This is a genomic window from Nostoc sp., from assembly GCF_036917535.1.
Taxonomy (GTDB): domain Bacteria; phylum Cyanobacteriota; class Cyanobacteriia; order Cyanobacteriales; family Nostocaceae; genus Nostoc.
Genome location: NZ_JBALDA010000082.1, coordinates 117,949 through 136,018, shown reverse-complemented (window position 1 = coordinate 136,018; position 18,070 = coordinate 117,949). Strand labels below are relative to the sequence as shown.

General features: G+C 36.9%; 15 protein-coding genes. 11 read left to right on the top strand and 4 right to left on the bottom strand.

Translation table 11 applies throughout. From position 1 onward, the window contains the following. Positions 1–325 precede the first annotated feature (325 nt). The 4 genes from lpdA to V7K56_RS26420 all read left to right on the top strand — a co-directional run bounded on the left by lpdA (position 326) and on the right by V7K56_RS26420 (position 4,019). The gene (gene lpdA / locus V7K56_RS26435; protein WP_334915196.1) at positions 326–1,759 is read left to right on the top strand and encodes a dihydrolipoyl dehydrogenase; all 1,434 of its coding nucleotides are present in this window, start codon (positions 326–328) and stop codon (positions 1,757–1,759) included. A 97-nt stretch (positions 1,760–1,856) separates the two neighbouring features. After that, a complete protein-coding gene (trpC, locus tag V7K56_RS26430) occupies positions 1,857–2,747 on the top strand; it encodes an indole-3-glycerol phosphate synthase TrpC (protein ID WP_334915194.1) in 891 nt (296 codons plus the stop codon). 242 nt (positions 2,748–2,989) lie between these two features. Then, entirely contained in the window at positions 2,990–3,241 is a 252-nt protein-coding gene (locus tag V7K56_RS26425; RefSeq protein WP_104907996.1) for a DUF5340 domain-containing protein, read from the top strand. A gap of 115 nt (positions 3,242–3,356) precedes the next feature. Further along, entirely contained in the window at positions 3,357–4,019 is a 663-nt protein-coding gene (locus tag V7K56_RS26420) for a carbonic anhydrase (RefSeq protein WP_334915192.1), read from the top strand. Between the two features lie 379 nt (positions 4,020–4,398). Here the strand turns inward: V7K56_RS26420 and V7K56_RS26415 are convergent, their stop codons facing one another. The 4 genes from V7K56_RS26415 to V7K56_RS26400 all read right to left on the bottom strand — a co-directional run bounded on the left by V7K56_RS26415 (position 4,399) and on the right by V7K56_RS26400 (position 6,895). Further along, entirely contained in the window at positions 4,399–4,557 is a 159-nt protein-coding gene (locus V7K56_RS26415; RefSeq protein WP_334915190.1) for a YqaE/Pmp3 family membrane protein, read from the bottom strand. 140 nt (positions 4,558–4,697) lie between these two features. Continuing rightward, a complete protein-coding gene (locus V7K56_RS26410) occupies positions 4,698–5,045 on the bottom strand; it encodes a translation initiation factor (protein WP_334915188.1) in 348 nt (115 codons plus the stop codon). A gap of 220 nt (positions 5,046–5,265) precedes the next feature. Further along, positions 5,266–5,760, bottom strand: a complete 495-nt coding sequence (locus tag V7K56_RS26405; RefSeq protein ID WP_334915186.1) for an ureidoglycolate lyase — start codon at positions 5,758–5,760, stop codon at positions 5,266–5,268. A 115-nt stretch (positions 5,761–5,875) separates the two neighbouring features. Beyond that, positions 5,876–6,895 carry an RNA polymerase sigma factor, RpoD/SigA family gene (locus tag V7K56_RS26400; protein WP_334915184.1) on the bottom strand — a complete coding sequence of 340 codons (1,020 nt, stop codon included), beginning with the start codon at positions 6,893–6,895 and terminating at the stop codon, positions 5,876–5,878. Positions 6,896–8,808: 1,913 nt separating this feature from the next. On the opposite strand from V7K56_RS26400, the gene V7K56_RS26395 reads away from it, so the two are divergent. The 7 genes from V7K56_RS26395 to V7K56_RS26365 all read left to right on the top strand — a co-directional run bounded on the left by V7K56_RS26395 (position 8,809) and on the right by V7K56_RS26365 (position 18,040). After that, the gene (locus V7K56_RS26395) at positions 8,809–11,013 is read left to right on the top strand and encodes a GumC family protein (protein ID WP_334915182.1); all 2,205 of its coding nucleotides are present in this window, start codon (positions 8,809–8,811) and stop codon (positions 11,011–11,013) included. A 70-nt stretch (positions 11,014–11,083) separates the two neighbouring features. Next, positions 11,084–12,031, top strand: coding sequence for a glycosyltransferase family 2 protein (locus V7K56_RS26390; RefSeq protein ID WP_334915180.1), 948 nt, complete (start codon positions 11,084–11,086; stop codon positions 12,029–12,031). Between the two features lie 126 nt (positions 12,032–12,157). Then, positions 12,158–13,480: a flippase gene (locus tag V7K56_RS26385; protein ID WP_334915178.1), complete on the top strand. Its 1,323-nt coding sequence runs from the start codon at positions 12,158–12,160 to the stop codon at positions 13,478–13,480. 25 nt (positions 13,481–13,505) lie between these two features. Beyond that, positions 13,506–14,435 (top strand): glycosyltransferase family 2 protein, encoded by a 930-nt coding sequence (locus V7K56_RS26380; protein ID WP_334915176.1) that lies wholly within the window; start codon positions 13,506–13,508, stop codon positions 14,433–14,435. A 14-nt stretch (positions 14,436–14,449) separates the two neighbouring features. Beyond that, entirely contained in the window at positions 14,450–15,679 is a 1,230-nt protein-coding gene (locus V7K56_RS26375) for an O-antigen ligase family protein (protein WP_334915174.1), read from the top strand. A gap of 48 nt (positions 15,680–15,727) precedes the next feature. Further along, positions 15,728–16,999: a glycosyltransferase family 4 protein gene (locus V7K56_RS26370; protein WP_334915172.1), complete on the top strand. Its 1,272-nt coding sequence runs from the start codon at positions 15,728–15,730 to the stop codon at positions 16,997–16,999. 24 nt (positions 17,000–17,023) lie between these two features. After that, a complete protein-coding gene (locus tag V7K56_RS26365; RefSeq protein WP_334915170.1) occupies positions 17,024–18,040 on the top strand; it encodes a hypothetical protein in 1,017 nt (338 codons plus the stop codon). The last annotated feature ends 30 nt before the right edge of the window (positions 18,041–18,070 follow it).

Genomic DNA, 18,070 nt, shown 5'->3' with positions numbered 1-18,070 from the left:
AACCCGAACTGAGGTTAACTAGCTCAGAACTGAAATCAGCTTCATGATCAGGCAAATACTCACTTAATTTCTTCTCGCTTTTCTAGGAAAACCAACCCATATAATGAAAATATCCATATTTTCGCCAGAAGTGAGTGAATCATAATTTGAGTTAGCAATACCCAAACCTGAAATCAGTGAACAGTCGACAGTAAACAGTCACGATAATGTAAGGTGAGGGATTTAGAGTTCAGCGCTAAAACTGATAACTGATAACTGTTAAAAGGGTTGCGCTAATTGTCGGTCAAGTTGAGAATAAATAGGCGAAGCACACGGGGAAACTAACGTGAGTCAAGGATATGATTACGATTTAGTAATTATCGGCGCTGGTGTAGGCGGACATGGCGCAGCCTTACACGCCGTAAGTTGTGGTTTGAAAACAGCAATTATTGAAGCTGCTGATATGGGAGGAACCTGTGTTAATCGGGGCTGTATTCCTTCTAAAGCGCTGCTGGCAGCATCTGGACGTGTGCGGGAGTTACGCAATGCCCACCACCTCAAGTCACTGGGAATTCAAATTGGTAGCGTGGAATTTGATCGCCAAGCGATCGCTAATCATGCTAATAATCTCGTCTCAAAAATTCAAGGCGACTTAACCAACAGCCTCAAACGTCTAGGAGTCGATATCATCAGGGGTTGGGGAAAAATCGCTGGGATGCAAAAAGTCTCTATTACCACCGGAGACGGGGGTGAAAAAACCATCACAGCCAAAGACATCATCCTTTCGCCAGGTTCAATTCCTTTTGTGCCTCCAGGAATTGAAATAGACGGCAAAACTGTCTTTACCAGCGACCAAGGTGTGAAGTTGGAATCACTACCAGAGTGGGTAGCAATTATTGGCAGTGGTTACATCGGCTTGGAATTTTCTGATATTTACTCAGCTTTAGGTTGTGAAATCACCTTAATTGAAGCCCTTGATCAGTTAATGCCAGGATTTGACCGCGACATTGCCAAACTTGCTGAACGGGTGCTAATTACTCCCCGCGATATTGAAACAAAAGTGGGGATATACGCCAAAAAAGTCATTCCCGGTTCACCTGTGGTGATTGAGTTAGCAGATTTCAAAACCAAGGAAGATGTAGATGTCATCGAAGTAGATGCCTGCTTAGTGGCTACGGGACGCATCCCGGCGACCAAAAATCTTGGTTTAGAGTCAGTGGGTGTAGAACTCGATCGGCGAAATTTTATCCCAGTAGACGATCGCATGGCAGTGCGATCGGCAGGTGAAGTCGTGCCGCATCTGTGGGCAATTGGCGACGCTAATGGGAAGATAATGTTAGCACATGCGGCTTCTGCTCAAGGCATCATCGCGGTAGAAAATATAGTTGGGAGGGAGAGAATAGTAGACTATCGCAGTATCCCCGCAGCGGCGTTTACCCACCCAGAAGTCAGTTATGTAGGCTTAACAGAAACAGCGGCCAAGGAGTTGGGACAAGCTGAAGGGTTTGAAATTGCCACCAGTAGGAGTTATTTCAAAGGAAATTCCAAAGCGTTGGCAGAAAATGAAGCTGACGGTATTGCCAAGGTAATATATCGCAAAGACACCGGAGAAGTCTTGGGTGTTCACATTTTCGGACTGCATGCCTCAGATATGATTCATGAAGCGTCAGCCGCGATCGCAAACCGTCAATCTGTCCAAAGTCTTGCACATCTAGTTCACGCCCACCCAACACTCTCAGAAGTTTTGGACGAAGCTTATAAACGGGCAATCGCAATTTAGTCATTTGTTCTTTGTCATTTGTCCTTTGCTAATAAACAAGGACAAATGACTAATGACCAATGACTAATGACCAATGACCAATGACCAATGACTAATTATGCAAATCCGTCGCCGTTCACCTAACCCAGCTATTTCCGTGTCCATATTACGTTATCAAGCTGCCGTACCTGATGCAGCGCCAAATAACATTTTGGAAGAAATTGTCTGGCATAAAGAAGTAGAAGTTGACCAAATGCGTGAAAGGTTGCCTTTACGGGAATTGCAAAATCAAGCACTCTCTGCGCCACCAACCCGTGATTTTGTTGCTGCTTTGCACCAAGGTAAGACAAAGCCAGCATTGATTGCTGAAGTTAAAAAAGCTTCACCGAGTAAAGGTGTTTTAAGAGCAGATTTTGACCCAGTAGCGATCGCCCTGTCTTATCAGCAAGCCAAAGCTAGCTGTCTTTCTGTATTAACAGATGTCAAGTTCTTTCAAGGTAGTTTTGACAATTTAGCCAAAGTTCGGGCTGCCGTAGATTTACCTTTACTATGCAAAGAGTTTGTTATTTATCCTTATCAGATGTACTTAGCGCGGGTTCAGGGTGCAGATGCTATTTTGTTGATTGCAGCTATCCTAAGCGATCAAGATTTGCAATACTTTCTCAAAATTGCTAATAACCTGAAAATGGCAGCTTTGATTGAAGTCCATAGCTTGGCAGAACTTGACCGTGTGTTAGCCTTAGATGGAGTCTCCTTGGTAGGAATTAATAATCGCAATTTGGAAGATTTCTCTGTTGATCTGCAAACTACTTGCCAACTTTTAGCTGCAAGGGGTAGCCAATTGCAGGAGAAAAACATCCTAGTTGTCAGTGAATCGGGACTACACAACCCAGAGGATTTAAGTTTGGTGCTGACAGCAGGTGCATCTGCTGTACTGATTGGAGAATCTTTGGTAAAACAACCAGATCCAGGCGCTGCGATCGCCCGTATATTACCGAGGAATTTTTGAAAGAAACACCCCACCTGCCCTAAAATGTGCAGGGCAACTGCACAAAAGAGTTGAACAATTGGGCACACTATGCGTACACACGCAGCACTTTGCCATCAAATATCATCAATATTTTGCCAAATCTTCATTGCTAATCAAATCAAAGCCATAAGTAACTAGTTATTTAGTATGTAACAATTTATTCACAAGAAACAAACTGTGACTAATACAAAATCCCAAATATGAAATCAAAATTTAACTTCATGGAGCAAATTCCTCTACCTTCGCCTATTCACTACGAACTTATACTTCAACTCTTAGAAAGACAAACTATGTTAGCAGTAAATGATAACCCAGATTTACGGCATCAGGTGAATCAGCTAATTATTACTCTCCGTAAAGCTGCTGTACAGCAAAAGCGACTAGAAGAAATTTGCGAGTTTTCCTCTGTAACTATCGATCACCGTTGGTCAATCAACCATCATAACGGTAGCAAAGTTGTTGCCCCCGATTGAAAAATTATCATATTTATAAGATTTTAGTTCTGGAAAAGTTCATCTTGATTTAGACAAAACTGTAGATCAGTTAAAATAAAATATTGATGATATTCTCTCTCGAATTTGACGAAAGATGAAATACAACAGTATTGATGAACTCCTCAGAAATAATCAGGCTTGGGTTGCCGAAAAGCTAGCTATAGATCCAACTTACTTTCAAGAATTATCTAGTGGACAAACACCACCTTTTCTATACATCGGGTGTTCTGATAGTCGTCTAGCATTAACAAAGTTTACCCGTACAGAACCAGGAGAGTTATTTGTACATCGTAATATTGCTAATCAAGTCTCTCTAACGGATATAAACTTTTTAGCCATTTTAGAATACGCAATTTTACACCTGAAAGTGGAACACATTATCGTTTGTGGTCACTACGATTGCGGAGGAATTAAGACAGCTTTAGAAGGGAGAACTATCGGAATTCTTGATAACTGGGTAAATCCGATTCGGGAACTGTATTTAGACAAACAAGAAGAAATCAATGCCTTGCCAACAAGAGAAGAACGTCTGAATCGTTTGGCGGAAATCAATGTTGTGGCGCAAGTAAAAAATCTTTACCAAACTCCCATCATGCGTCAGGTACTTTATGAGCGAAAAGCGCCTATGGTTCATGGCTGGGTACTAGATATACGTACTGGCTTAATCAAAGATTTGAACGTCTCAACTGTGCAATGGCAATTGCACATCTGCCCCTTGCTTCTAGAGTTTAAACTCTATGCCATGTTAAAAAGTTAGAATCAATTCAGCATTGTTCGCTACACAAAAGCTGATATTATATACTTGATAAATATTACTTTTACAAATTTTATTTAGATATCGGATTTTATTGGGTAGTGTCTATGTATATTTAAAAAATAAAGTAGTATTCATAGAAATTTTTGTCTAATTAAAGTTATACCAATTTTAAAAAAGAATGCGACAAATAGACTATCTGTAAAGACGCGATGAATCGCGTCTTTACCCAAGGATGTGTTGCAATCATTAATTGAATTGGTATTACGAATACAAAAGAGTAAATTTCATGAACTTTTTTGTAGAGGCAATTCATGAATTGCCTCTATAAGAATCACTAACACAGATATTGGTATGCTTAACCTACTTCTTCTACAAAAAATTATTTTTTAGCAATTATCCACACTGCATGAATAATCCCAGGAATGTAACCAACCAGCGTCAAAAGTATATTAATCCAAAAGTCTATACCAAAACCTACTTGTAAAAAAACTCCCAAAGGCGGCAGAAAAATGGCACACAGAATCCGAACTAAATCCATTTAAACCTCCTGTTAATATCAGAAAAGACAGCTTCTTGGCAAATTAATTTACCACTGTTCAAGCATATTTGTATTTCTCAAAGATAACATTCCCTCTTTTAATCTTGATCGTGGTTAACATACGTAAACCGCACTCAAGATTAGCCACCACTAATTTTGGCTTTATAACCTAGCTTGGTCAAAATCTCGACAATTTTCTGTTTGTGCTCACCCTGAATTTCAATTTCGTTGTCTTTAATTGTCCCACCTGTCCCACACTGGGTTTTCAACTGTTTCACTAAATCTACTAACGTTTCCGGTTTGGCTTGAAAACCGCTAATCACTGTGACGGTTTTGCCTTTGCGTCCTTTGCGGGAAGCTTGTACTTTCAGATTTTGTTGTTGTGGGGGCAGTTCTGGAATTGGTCTTTCTATGGCGGCAAAGTTATCGTTGCCAAATTCGCGGTAGACAAAGCTTTTGTCAGAAGATTGAGAATTGGAAGAAGCCATAAAATGAATGTTTAAGAAAAATTTCAAAGACAGTGGAAACTTCTACGCAACCATTCTGGTGAGATATCAATTTCTAGACTAACATTAGACAATCCATATATCATAACCAAACTGACGTAAGACTTGAACTAATCCTTGTTTATGTAAAAATATAGATTCAAATGGTTGAACTGATTCAGGAAAATAGCTTGTCTATATCTATAATTAAACATAATCTTACCTAAACCATCTCAAACTCTAATTGATGACTCTTGAGAAAATCATGGGTGAAATGATCCACCATATTTGTATCAGCAAGTTCCAAATTATAAAAATCCACAGCTTCATGGTCAAAATGGGGCCCAGCGTGCCAAGTACCCTCATGTAGCTTGATAAAACAATTCCCCGGAATGCGGAAAGCAGCAATCTCTTCTAATGCTGGTTCATTCACATCATTATCAGGAGGACAAACTGCAATTAACCAATCCTTCCCTTCCAAAGAACCCAGACATTGAGTGCATTGCACATGGCGAGTAATTTTGTGGAACTTTCGCCCTCTCTTCTCCAACCGCATAATATAAAATCGTGGAATTCCGTTTTGCAGGTTTAACTGGGCATCTTCACCATCATAAGTTTTGCCATCAAAACTTGCAAAAATTACCTGTCCATAACGCCGAAAGTTTTTAGAAGTCACCCATTGTACTTGCAATTGTTGTACTGTCTTTGATGTGCTCATATCAAATCATTAAGAGAGATTATTTAGGTTTATTTTCGCCCAAAGTGACTGAATTTTACACAGTTATAATGGCGATTTCCTAAGTTTAAATGCCCTAATTTATGAAAAAATAACCTCAACTAGCTAGATAACTACGTACTTGTTCCTTTTGGCGTCGGAGGAGACTGAGAGCTTTTTGTTCTATTTGACGCACACGTTCTCGACTAATACCCATGCGATCGCCAATCTGTGCTAAGGAAAGTTCATACCCGTCAGTTAGACCAAAGCGCAGGGTTAATATTTCTCGTTGCTGGGGAGACAGCTTTGCTAATAAGTCTTGTAAGTCTTGGTGGAGAGATTCTTCAACGGCATAATCTTCAGGCGAAGGACTATCATCCTCTAATATGTCCTGCAATTCTGTATCTTGTTGTTCTCCAACTCGCGCCTCTAGAGAGAAGGGTTGACGGGCTAAGTACAAACACTCTCGAACTTGGCTAGGTGTCAAAGATAAGGCAGTGGCAATTTCAACAGTAGTAGGAACGCGACCCAACTGTTGAGATAATTCTCGCTGCACCCGTTTAATTTTGTTCAGTTTCTCAAAGACGTGGATAGGTAGACGAATTGTACGTCCTTGTTGAGCGATCGCCCGTGTAATTCCTTGACGAATCCACCAGTAAGCATAAGTAGAAAACTTGTAACCAAGAGCGGGATCAAATTTATCTACTCCTCGTTCTAAACCTAAAGTACCTTCTTGAATTAAATCCATAAATTCTAAGTTCCTGTGCTGGTATTTCTTTGCCACAGCTACCACTAACCGGAGATTAGCCTGAATCATTTTCTGCTTGGCCTGGTGTCCTAAATTTAGCTGTTGCTTTAGCATCTCCACACTTAACTCCACTTGTTCTGCCCATTCTTGCAGTGTGGGTTCATGCTTTAATTTCACAGCCAATTCTTCCTTAGCAGCTAATAAATTCATCATCTGCTGCACTTCTTGGGCAAAAATAACCTCTTGTTCGCGAGTCAACAAATCTACACGCCCAATCTCTTGCAGATAACTACGCACAATATCATCTGTAGATCGAGGCTTTTTATCTGCGGCTAAACTTTTTTTCTTCGTTTTTTGAACTTCGATATGGGGAGATATTAAGTTGCTCATGGTTATTTGCTCCTCTGTAACCTCATCAATTTATTGGTATCAAGTCTAGATATTCAGACTCACAGCCATTTCACACTACTAATCAATAGATATCTTGCAAAAGTACTTAGTACCCATCCCTTAATCTCCTTCCCGCTTGCAAGAAGGGGATACAAAGCTACACTTTGGCGGGCTATGGTTCTTAATTTGTAATTTATGCAAGAGGTCTAATCAATTTGCAATACTGATAAATTCTGGTCTATGATACATTACAAGTTAATTGTTGGAGATAATAAACCCAAAATCAACCCACCCCTTAATAATAACATCATCACCAGTCACAAATCAATTATCTAAAGTATCATTCACATATCCTTTGAAGTAATTACATTCTTTTATCATTGATTTTTGTATATTCTAAAATACAATTAATAATTAAATTGAGTCCAGTTATCCAATGCGATTATGAAAAAAATTAAAAAATACTGAACAATAATTTCATTATCTAATGAGATAAATTATTAACATTATCTTTAAAAGACTACAAAAGTTTCGTTTAATAAGTAATCAAGCGGACATGATATAACACTCTTTCATCACTCTCACCAGAGAATAAAACAATAATCCTTACTAGACAACACTTTCAGGCAAAAGAGATGATTTTACCCATAATGTTAGAAAATAAAGCTCCAAACTTAGTTTCTGTCTATTATTTAAAAGTTGGCTGAGATTTTTCTTTGACCAGAGTGATGGAAGAGTGATAATTGAGCGTCTAGTGAAATTAATTATGCGGTATCCAGAACACTTGCACAGACGTAGCACTGTTACATCTCTACATTCATTCTTACTCATATCTCTTTCCTGGGATTTAGGATGACCAAGAAGACGCAGATATCTGTGACAATTGCACTTGTGTCATAATTGCACGTAGACATCGACCAGGAGGGTCTATGAAAGAGGGTTTTAGCCTAGTTTATCTTTCTTGACATACGTTTTTACTTAGTAGCCGTTTATCTTTTATACATGTTACTGTATAGTTACATCCATAAGACAATAGATAATATATTTTTACATAGATATTGAAAGGGGTATTTTGCCTCAATTAGAGAATACAACTAAGGTGATTGAAAATTTACGGGTAAATCTAAAATACTGGTATATAAAAAACCCAAAGACAAGCACGTTATAATTTTCATACCTCAAGCCACATAAAAAAGTCTTTCACCAGACTGGGCAAATTAAACTGATTGCGAGTTATTACAGGCTCAATACTAAAATCATACAATTTTATGATTGTCGGTTCCGTATTATTACTAAAATTGACTATTTTCAGAGTCAGAATTAATTGTGACTAAAAGTTTGGAAGCAGCTGAAGTAAACATCCATCGAGTCTTTATAGGTCTCTCTTTTCACTGTACAAAGTCTATCTCTGAAGTGCTTCAATTGCTTATAGGCTGGCACAATTGTTCTATTCCTTACCCTGAAGCAATTAACTCCTTTCGTCGTTTTAAAATCACCAAATTGACAGCGAACATATTAATCTTTTGTATAAATTTTTTGTAAAGTTCTCGAATTCAGTGTTCTCACACAATATGATAGTGATTGCTAGCTTACAAATCAATACTTGCATTACTAGTAACATAAAACTAAGTTAATCAAAATTAAGCCCTAAAAATGGAAAGCCACTAAATCAGAGAGAAAATTGTGAGTTATTTTGTTGTTGCTGTCAGGAAAATATCAATCTAACTTAAAATTGCGAGATGCAAAACTATTAGTTAACTTCAGATATTTAACAACTTCAGCAAAAAGGTACTAGCTGACAATCAACGAAAAAGATTAATATTGCAAAGTAGATTACAGCACTACTGTGGGTAAAATACTAAGAACAATCTGCTGTAAGTAAATAATTTTTTTATAAAAGTTTGTAGATATTTATGACGATGGAATCTTTACCAAGTTTTGAAGAAGTAAATATTCAGAAATACTTAGAAGTTCTTCAACGGCGTTGGCTACCTCTAGTTGGAATTTTTGCCATATCTGTTAGCCTTGGATGCCTGTATGCATTTTCACTAAAACCTTCATACAAGGCAGAAGGAAGTTTGATGATTAAAACAAATCGCTCTTCCTCACTCACGGGCTTATCGGATGACATAGGACGCCTAGAAGCTTTGAATGTGAACGACAATCCCCTGGAAACTCAAGTGAGAGTTATTGGATCAAATCCAGTAATTGAGAAAACGATTAATTTCCTCAACCTTAAAGATAGTCAAGGCAAACTGCTTTCGATTCCCGACTTGGCAAAACAACTAAAAATAGAAGGAATTAAAGGCACTGATGTTGTACAACTTTCTTATAGAGGTGGCGATCCAGAACTAGCTGCCAAAATTGTCAATGAAGTTATTGACAGTTATATCGATCTAAATATCAAAGCTAATCAGAATGAAGCGCGGACAGCCAAACAGGTTCTCGTAACGGAAGTACCTAAAGCTGAGGAAGTTGTCAGAAGAGCCGAATCAAAACTGCGGCTATTTAAAGAAACGAATAAAGTTGTTGTCTTGGAACAAGAGGCAGCCGCAGCAGTTGATACAATTTCTAAGTTAGGAAACCAAATTTCTCAAGCTTTAGCTCAACTAGATGATGTCAAGGGTCGTTTAGAACAATTAAGCAGTGAAGCTCAGGTAGATTCACGGCAAGGTGTAATCGAATCTGAATTGAGTCAAGCACCTGGAGTTCAGAAAGTGCTAGCCCAACTTCAAGAAACAGAAAGCCAACTTGCACTAGAGCGTACCCGTTTTTCACCTGAACACCCTACAATTACTAACTTAGAAGAAAAAGTCGCAGCTCTTAACAACTTGCTAAAAGAGCGGACAGGACAAGTAGCGGGTAAAGCGCAGATAACACAGGGAAGTTTACAGGTTGGACAACTGCGACAAAGCCTAATTGCAGATATTACTCGTGCTCAGGCAGAACGCGTTGGTTTGGAGAGACAAATTGCCACACTCGAACAACAGCAAAATGCTTACATCAAACGAGCAAATAATTTGCCAAGGTTAGAACAGAGTCAACGAGAGCTAGAACGGAAGCTGCAAGCAGCTCAAACGACTTACGAAACACTCTTAAAGAAACGCCAAGAGATTGATATTGCACAAAACCAAAAAATTCCTAATGCTCGTGTCATTTCCTATGCTTTAATCCCTGATGAAGCAGAAGGGCCTCGGAAAATGCTGTTTATTGTTGGTGGAGCAGGAGTTGGTTTCTTCTTAGGTATCATTGTTGCCTTTACTTTAGACTTGATAGACCGCTCGGTGAAGACCGTCAAAGAAGCCAAAGATGTCTTGAGATACAGTGTTTTAGGAGTGATTCCTACACAAGCTAGAAATGGTAAAGATCATTCTTTTATAGCAGGACTTGATAGACCTATTCCCAAAATCATTGGTAGAGATATTCCTTACTTCCCTGTTGGTAATGCATATCAAATACTACAAGTAAACTTAAAGTTCCTCTGTTCTGATAAACCGCTCAAAAGCATTGTAATTACAAGTTCCGTTACCAAAGAAGGAAAGTCTGACGTATCTGCAAATTTAGCTGTGACTATGGCTCAGGCGGGGCGTAGGGTGTTGTTGGTGGATGCAGATATGCGTCATCCTATACAGCATCATATCTGGGGGCTAACAAATAGTATGGGACTAAGTAATGTCATAACTAACCAAGCTTCTTTAGACACAGTTATTCAGGAAGTAATGCCTAATCTGGAAGTTCTTACTTCTGGAGTTTTGCCTCCCAATCCAGTGGCAATGCTAGATTCTCAACGCATGGCGACATTAATTAGTAACTTGGGCAGAGAGTACGATCTTGTAATTTTTGACACTCCTCCATTGTCAGGAATAGCAGATGCTGCTGTTTTAAGCACTTTGACTGACGGTATCTTATTAGTCGTTCGTCCTGGAGTGGTTGACTTGAACAGTGCAAATGCAGCTAAAGAGTTTTTAACTCAGTCAGGTCAGAAGGTATTAGGAATAGTCATCAATGGTGTGAATGCTAAAAATGAACCTAATAATTATTTTTATGACACTAAAAAACGACAAATTGAACAAGATTTGGTATCTAGCAGCTTAATTAAATTTCGCCAAGAGCGTTAAGTTATCATAGAAATTGTGAAAGCTACCATCACTACAACCATCTAAACCAAATTTTTTGACTGTAGGAATAATGGATAAAAATAAAATGAAAACTTCTTGTTTAATTAATAATTACAATTATGCTGAATTTCTTTCTGAAGCAATTAATAGCGCTTTAAATCAGACAGTTAAATTTGATGAAATTATCATTGTTGATGATGCATCTACAGATAATTCTACGGAAGTTATCAATAAATTTACTCAAATAACTAATGTTAAATCTATCTTGAAAGAAAAAAATCAAGGACAATTATCATCTTTTAATGAAGGTTTTTTAGCTGCTACTGGTGACATTATCTTTTTTTTAGATGCCGATGACATTTATGAACCTCAGTATTTAGAAAATGCCCTAAATTTTTATAATAGACGCAGTGAATGTGATTTTATATTTTGTGCGTATAAAAAGTTTGGAGCAGTACAAGGAATATTTCAAGACGATGTAGTTGATTTAGATTTGGGTTATTCAGTAATTAGAACTTTATATAACGGGGAATGGATTGGTTCTATAACTTCAACATTATCAATACGTAGAGAGATAGTCAGAAAATTTTTACCTATTCCAAATATAGAAGATTGGCGTGTAAGGGCTGATGACTGTTTGGTATGGGGAGCTTCTTTGGTGGGGGCCAAAAAGTTTTACATGTCTAAACCTTTAGTAATGTATAGAATACATGAGAATAATCAGTATCATAATAAGAATTTTTTAGATATAGACAAAAACTATAAATATAAAAGATTCTGGAAACGCAATTCCCTGTTTAATTACATTCTGCAAAAAAACAATTTTAGCTCCCCATTATTCTTAGCTTTCACATCTATCAATGAGCTACAAACTATACCATGCCCAAAACATCAAGATTTTGTTACTTACTTGAAAATAATATTTTTATTTGAGCATAGTTTGTATTGGAAAATCAAGGGTATTGTTTTCTTGTTTAGCTATTATTTGAAAATTTTAATTAGCGGTAAATTAAAATAGTTATAGGTGATAAATAATGTTAATTACTGAATAAATATACTTTATTTTGTATTTAAGAAAAAAGGTTGCACAAGCGATATTAATAGGTATAAAGAAAGAATGTTATATGATTAATTCATAAAAATAATGTTAAGTAAATTAAAAATTAAAAACTTATCGAAATTTAAATCTCGTTCTGGGCTGCATGCAATTATTGCTAATACAGGTTGGTTATTTGCTGACCGCATTCTACGTATGGGTGCAAGCTTAGTTGTAGGGGTATGGGTAGCACGTTATTTAGGAGTACAACAGTATGGTCTATTTAACTATGCTTTAGCTTTTGTTGCTTTATTTAGCCCAATTTTTACTCTCGGACTAGACGACGTAGTAGTTCGCCATCTTGTTCGTCAATCATCAAACAAAGAGGAAATTTTAGGAACTACTTTTTGGCTAAAATTTTTGGGTGGGATTGCTTCTGTTTTATTGGCAGTTAGCACGATGTTTTTCTTAGGTGAGCATGAAACACTAAAGATATGGCTAGTTACAATTTTAGGAATAGCAGGAATTTTTAGGGCATCTGATACTATTGAACTGTGGTTTCAATCACAGGTGCAGTCAAAATATACTGTAATCGCTAAAAACACAGCGTTTTTGCTAAATACTGTCATCAAAATCACACTAATTTTAACAAAAGCACCATTGCTAGCTTTTGCTTTGGTAACATTAGCAGAATTTGCAATGAGTGCTATTGGCTTACTGATTGTTTACCAAGTCAAAGGGTCTTCATTGTGGTTATGGCGTTGGAGTTTTGCTTCTGCCAAAACTCTTATGAAAGAGAGTTTACCTCTAATTTTTTCGGGGTTTGCCATCATGATTTTTATGAGAATAGATCAGGTGATGTTAGGTCAAATGATCGGAGATAGTGAGGTTGGAGTTTATTCTGCTGCTGTGCGTATTTCTGAAATTTGGTATTTTATTCCAGGGGCTATTGTCTCTTCTGTTGCTCCGGCAATTTATGCAGCAAAGGAAAAATCGGAAAGTCTTTACTATCAGCGAATAGGACAATTACTCAGTCTAATGACATGTATATCTTTAGGAATTGCTCTTCCAATGTCCTTTTTATCTGACAAGATAATTATAGTTATGTTTGGAAGTGGATATGCAGAGGCAGGAGCAATATTAGCAGTTCATATTTGGACTTCTTTGTTTGTATTTATGGGTCTTGCAACATCACCTTGGTTTATTGCTGAAGGTTTAAACCACGTTTCTTTAGGTAAGACTTTATTTGGGGCAATACTAAACATTATTCTCAATTTATTACTTATTCCTAAATATGCAGGACTTGGAGCTGCAATCGCAACAATAATATCTCAAGCTGCTGCTGCTTTTATATGCAACGCGTTTGATTCAAGAACACAAAAACTCTTTAAGATTCAGGTGCGATCGCTTATTCATTTTTACAAATACTAATCGTTATTATTTAACTTTTATTATTATGCAAACACCGATAACTTTTATTATTTTTAAACGTCCACAAACAACAGAGAAAGTTTTTGAAGCTATTCGCCAAGCCAAGCCAACAAAACTTTTTGTAATTGCAGATGGACCCCGCATTGACCGCGAAGGTGAGGCAGAAAAATGTGAAGCGACTAGGGAAATTATTGAGAGAGTTGATTGGGATTGTGAAGTAATAAAGAATTATTCTGATATCAATTTAGGTTGTGCAAACCGGGTATCAAGTGGTTTAGATTGGGTCTTTAATAATGTTGAGGAGACAATTATTTTGGAAGATGATTGTATCCCTCACCCAACTTTTTTCAGGTTTAGTCAAGAGCTACTAGAAAAATATAGAGATGATACCAGAATCGCTACAATCTCTGCTCAAAATCTCCAACTTGGACAAAAACGTACAAATTACAGTTATTATTTTTCTCGCTACAACCACTGCTGGGGTTGGGCAAGTTGGAGACGTGCTTGGCAACATTATGATTTGACTATCAAACTCTGGAAAGAGGTGCAAGCAGAAAACCTTTTATATGACATTCTTATAGACCAAAAAGCGGTAAATTCTTGGCAACGAATATTTCAGTCTGTTTATGACAATCCTACAGGTATAACCTGGGATTACCAATGGACATTTGCTTGTTGGATGCAGGGAAGCTTAAGTATTATTCCCAATGTCAATTTAATCTCTAATGTTGGTGTTGGTGCAGACGCAACTCATTTCACTTCAAATCAAGAATTTTCGTTCATCAATATGTCGATGCAAGCAATGGAATTTCCCTTAAAACATCCACCATTTATTGTCAGGAATGTAGAAGCAGATAATTTTACACAGAAAACAGTTTATAAAGCAACTGCGTTGGATATTTTTAAAGAAGAATTGAAGAAAAGATTGAATTACTCAACGATAAAAAATAGATAAACTAAACTTCATAAATGAAAGTAAAATTAACAGAAAAAATATTAACTATCTTGCTATTACTTATTGCTGTAGGGGCATTAACAATACACCCAGCACAAGAAGTTTCCATGTCTACACTTGGAGGCGATAAGCTAGATACTTTGTTCAATATAGTTTCATATTTAATCCTATTTTATTTTCTAATTTTATACTGGAAAGGTTTTATTTATGTAATCACTAGAAATCCATTACAGTTTTTTTTACTAGCAATAGTTATATTTTCTCTTTTATGGTCAGAAGATCTAAGTTCTAGTCTTACTTATTTAAGAGGTCTAATCCGAATATATTTTCTTGCCATCTATTTAGCAATGCGTTATCCGCTTAAGGAACAAATTAAGCTGATAGCTTGGGCACTTGGTGTTGCTGCATCATTATCTATTCTATTTTCTGCATTCGTACCAGGTTATATTCACGAATCACCTGAATTACTAGGTATGTGGAGTGGAATTTATGGTCATAAAAATGAATTAGGTTACATGATGGCTTGGAGTGCAGGAGTTTTTTTGCACCTTGCTCTTAGTGGCCATCGATATCGCTGGTTGATGTGGGTATTATGTGGGATCTCTATATGTCTAATTATCTTCTCACGTTCAACAACATCTTTAACTATTCTATTGGCAATGATATCACTTTTACCTGTCTACAGATCCTTGAAAAAAACTAATTATAAATTACAAGTTATTATGATTACTTCAACTTTAATGGTACTCATGATTTCTTCAATATTACTTCTCAATAATGCCGAAACTGTAGTTGGTACTTCTGGTAAAGACCTTACCTTTAATGGACGCTCTGACCTCTGGGAGCTAGTGATTTCCAAAATTTTGGAAAGACCTTGGTTAGGCTATGGATTTTCAGGATTTTGGACTAGTAATGCTGCATCTAAATTAAGAGCTACTTATGATTGGGCAAGTAATGCCCATAATGGTTTTTTAGAATTATTGTTAGAATTGGGATTCTTAGGTTTTTTGACTTTTGCAGCAGGGTTTGTCCGGTTTTTTGTAATGGCATTGACTCGAATTATTTCTGTCGCTAAAAAACCGGAAGATTATTGGCCAATGCAGATGCTACTTATCATAGTCATAGTTAATTTTTCAGAAGCCAGATTATTAACTCCTAGCTGGAATTGGTTAATGTATGTCACCACGTCATTATCTTTGACCGTTGAATATCAACGAAATCGTAAAAATATTTTAGTCAATTAGTTTTTTTGACAGTCAAAAATAATTTTAGTGATTATTAAGTGAATAAAAATGAAAATTTTACATATTAGTACCCATGATATTAGTGGCGGTGCAGCGAGGGCTGCATATCGTTTACACACAGGTTTACAGGAAATAGGACTACAGTCAAAAATGTTAGTTCAGGAAAAATATAGTAATGATAAAACAGTAATTGCACCTAAAATTAGACTGTTTCAAGGCATTGCTAAGGCAAAGTTGACAGTTGAAAGTTTACCATTAAAGCTTTATCGCCAAAAGAAAAATACTCCATTTTTTACTCAATGGTTGCCAGATAGAGTTATTCCTAAAGTTGCTCAAATTAATCCAGATATAATCAATCTGCATTGGATTAGCGGAGGTTTTATGCAAATAGAAACCTTTGCTAAGCTGAAGCGTCCTCTAGTTTGGACTCTCCATGATATGTGGGGGTTTACTGGAGGGTGTCATGTTACTGGAGAATGCGATCGCTACAAAGTATTCTGCGGGGCTTGTCCTCAACTCAACAGTGGTAATGAATGGGATTTGTCCCGTTGGGTATGGCAGCGCAAAGTAAAAGCTTGGAAAAATTTAAATTTAACTCTGGTTTCACCAAGTTCTTGGTTAGCAGAGTGCGCTCATTCAAGTTCTTTATTCCAGAATTTGCGAATTGAGGTAATTCCCCACGGACTAGATACTCAAAAATATCGACCGATCAATCAACATTTTGCACGAGAAGCACTGAATCTACCTCAAGATAAAAAGCTGATACTCTTTGGGGCGATAGAAGCAACAAGCGATAGAAATAAAGGATTTCATTTGTTGCAACCAGCTTTACAAGAATTAAGTAAATCTGGCTGGAAGGATGACTTGGAAGTTGTAATTTTTGGAGCATTTCAACCTGAAAATCCACCTGATTTAGGCTTCAAAAGCCACTATTTGGGACACTTACATGATGCTATATCTTTAGCAACTGTTTACTCAGCAGCTGACGTAATGCTTGTACCGTCTCTTCAAGAATCTTTTGGACAGACAGCTTCGGAATCATTCGCTTGTGGTACTCCAGTTGTGGCGTTTAATTCTACTGGCTTAAAAGATATTGTTGATCATCAGCAGAACGGCTATTTAGCTAAACCCTATGAAGTTGAAGATTTTGGCAAAGGAATTACCTGGGTTCTTGAAAATGAACAGAGGTTGCAAAAACTGTCATTTTATGCTCGCAATAAAGCCGAGCAAGAATTCACTCTGGAACTTCAAGCGCGTCGTTATTCAGCCTTGTTTCAGGAAATATTGATGAGAGCAAACAAATCTTCATTGAGTAATTAACTTAGTAAATCAATACTTCATAATATGTCAATACCTATAGCTTTTATAATTTGTACAGAACCTGGTCGTTTAGAAGGCCAATCTTTGATGCTTGCAGAAAGTATTCGTAAATTCTGTGGCGAATTGAAAAATACACCTATATATAGTTTTCATCCTAGAGTAGGTGAACCGATATTAAAGCAAACCCAACAAGCGTTTGAAGCATTGCAGGTGATTCATCAACAAATTCCAATCAATCGAGAATTTCATGAATATTATTTAGCCAATAAACCCTTAGTTTGTGCCTACGCAGAACAAAATATCGATGCAGAAATATTGGTTTTTTTAGACAGTGACAAATGCTTTTTTTCTGAACCAAAAGAATTTTTATTGCCAGTAGATTGTAATGTACGGATGCGTCCTGAATATGGCCAAGGAATTGGTTCTACAGGTCTGCAAGATCCTCAAGAATGGTATTGGCAAAAACTATATGAAGTACTGGGAGTAAAGCGTGAGGTATTTGTTAACACGCCAATTGGTAATAAAAGAATCAGAGCCTACTGGAATTCTGGTTTGGTTGCTGTACGAAGGAGTGCGGGTATATTTACAACTTGGAAAGAGAACTTTGAAAAAGTAATGCGCTTGGATATTACTCCTCCCCAAGGTATTTATTTTGTTGAGCAGTCTGTTTTGTCTGTAACTTTATGTGCCTTGGAAGAAAACGTTGAACATCTTCCTCCTAAGTATAGTTATCCATTACCTTTACATAACCGTTTATCAAAAGAAATGCAAATTAAACATTGGGATGATATTATATCCATTCATTATTTCAATTTATTTTTTTATAACGATTGGAATGGACAAATAAAAAGATTGAAAAATTTTAATAGTAATTCAGATAAATATCAATGGTTATGTGAAGAGGTTGTCAGACTTAATATGCCTCGTGTATCAGTTTGGCATCGATATCTGTTGGGAGTTAGAAGAATGGAACAAAAATTAAAAAGCTTTAATTTCGATATTAATTTCAGTGGCTGGATAGAAAAGAGAGTTAAGTTTTAAACTGATATAACAATATATGAAAAGTAGAAA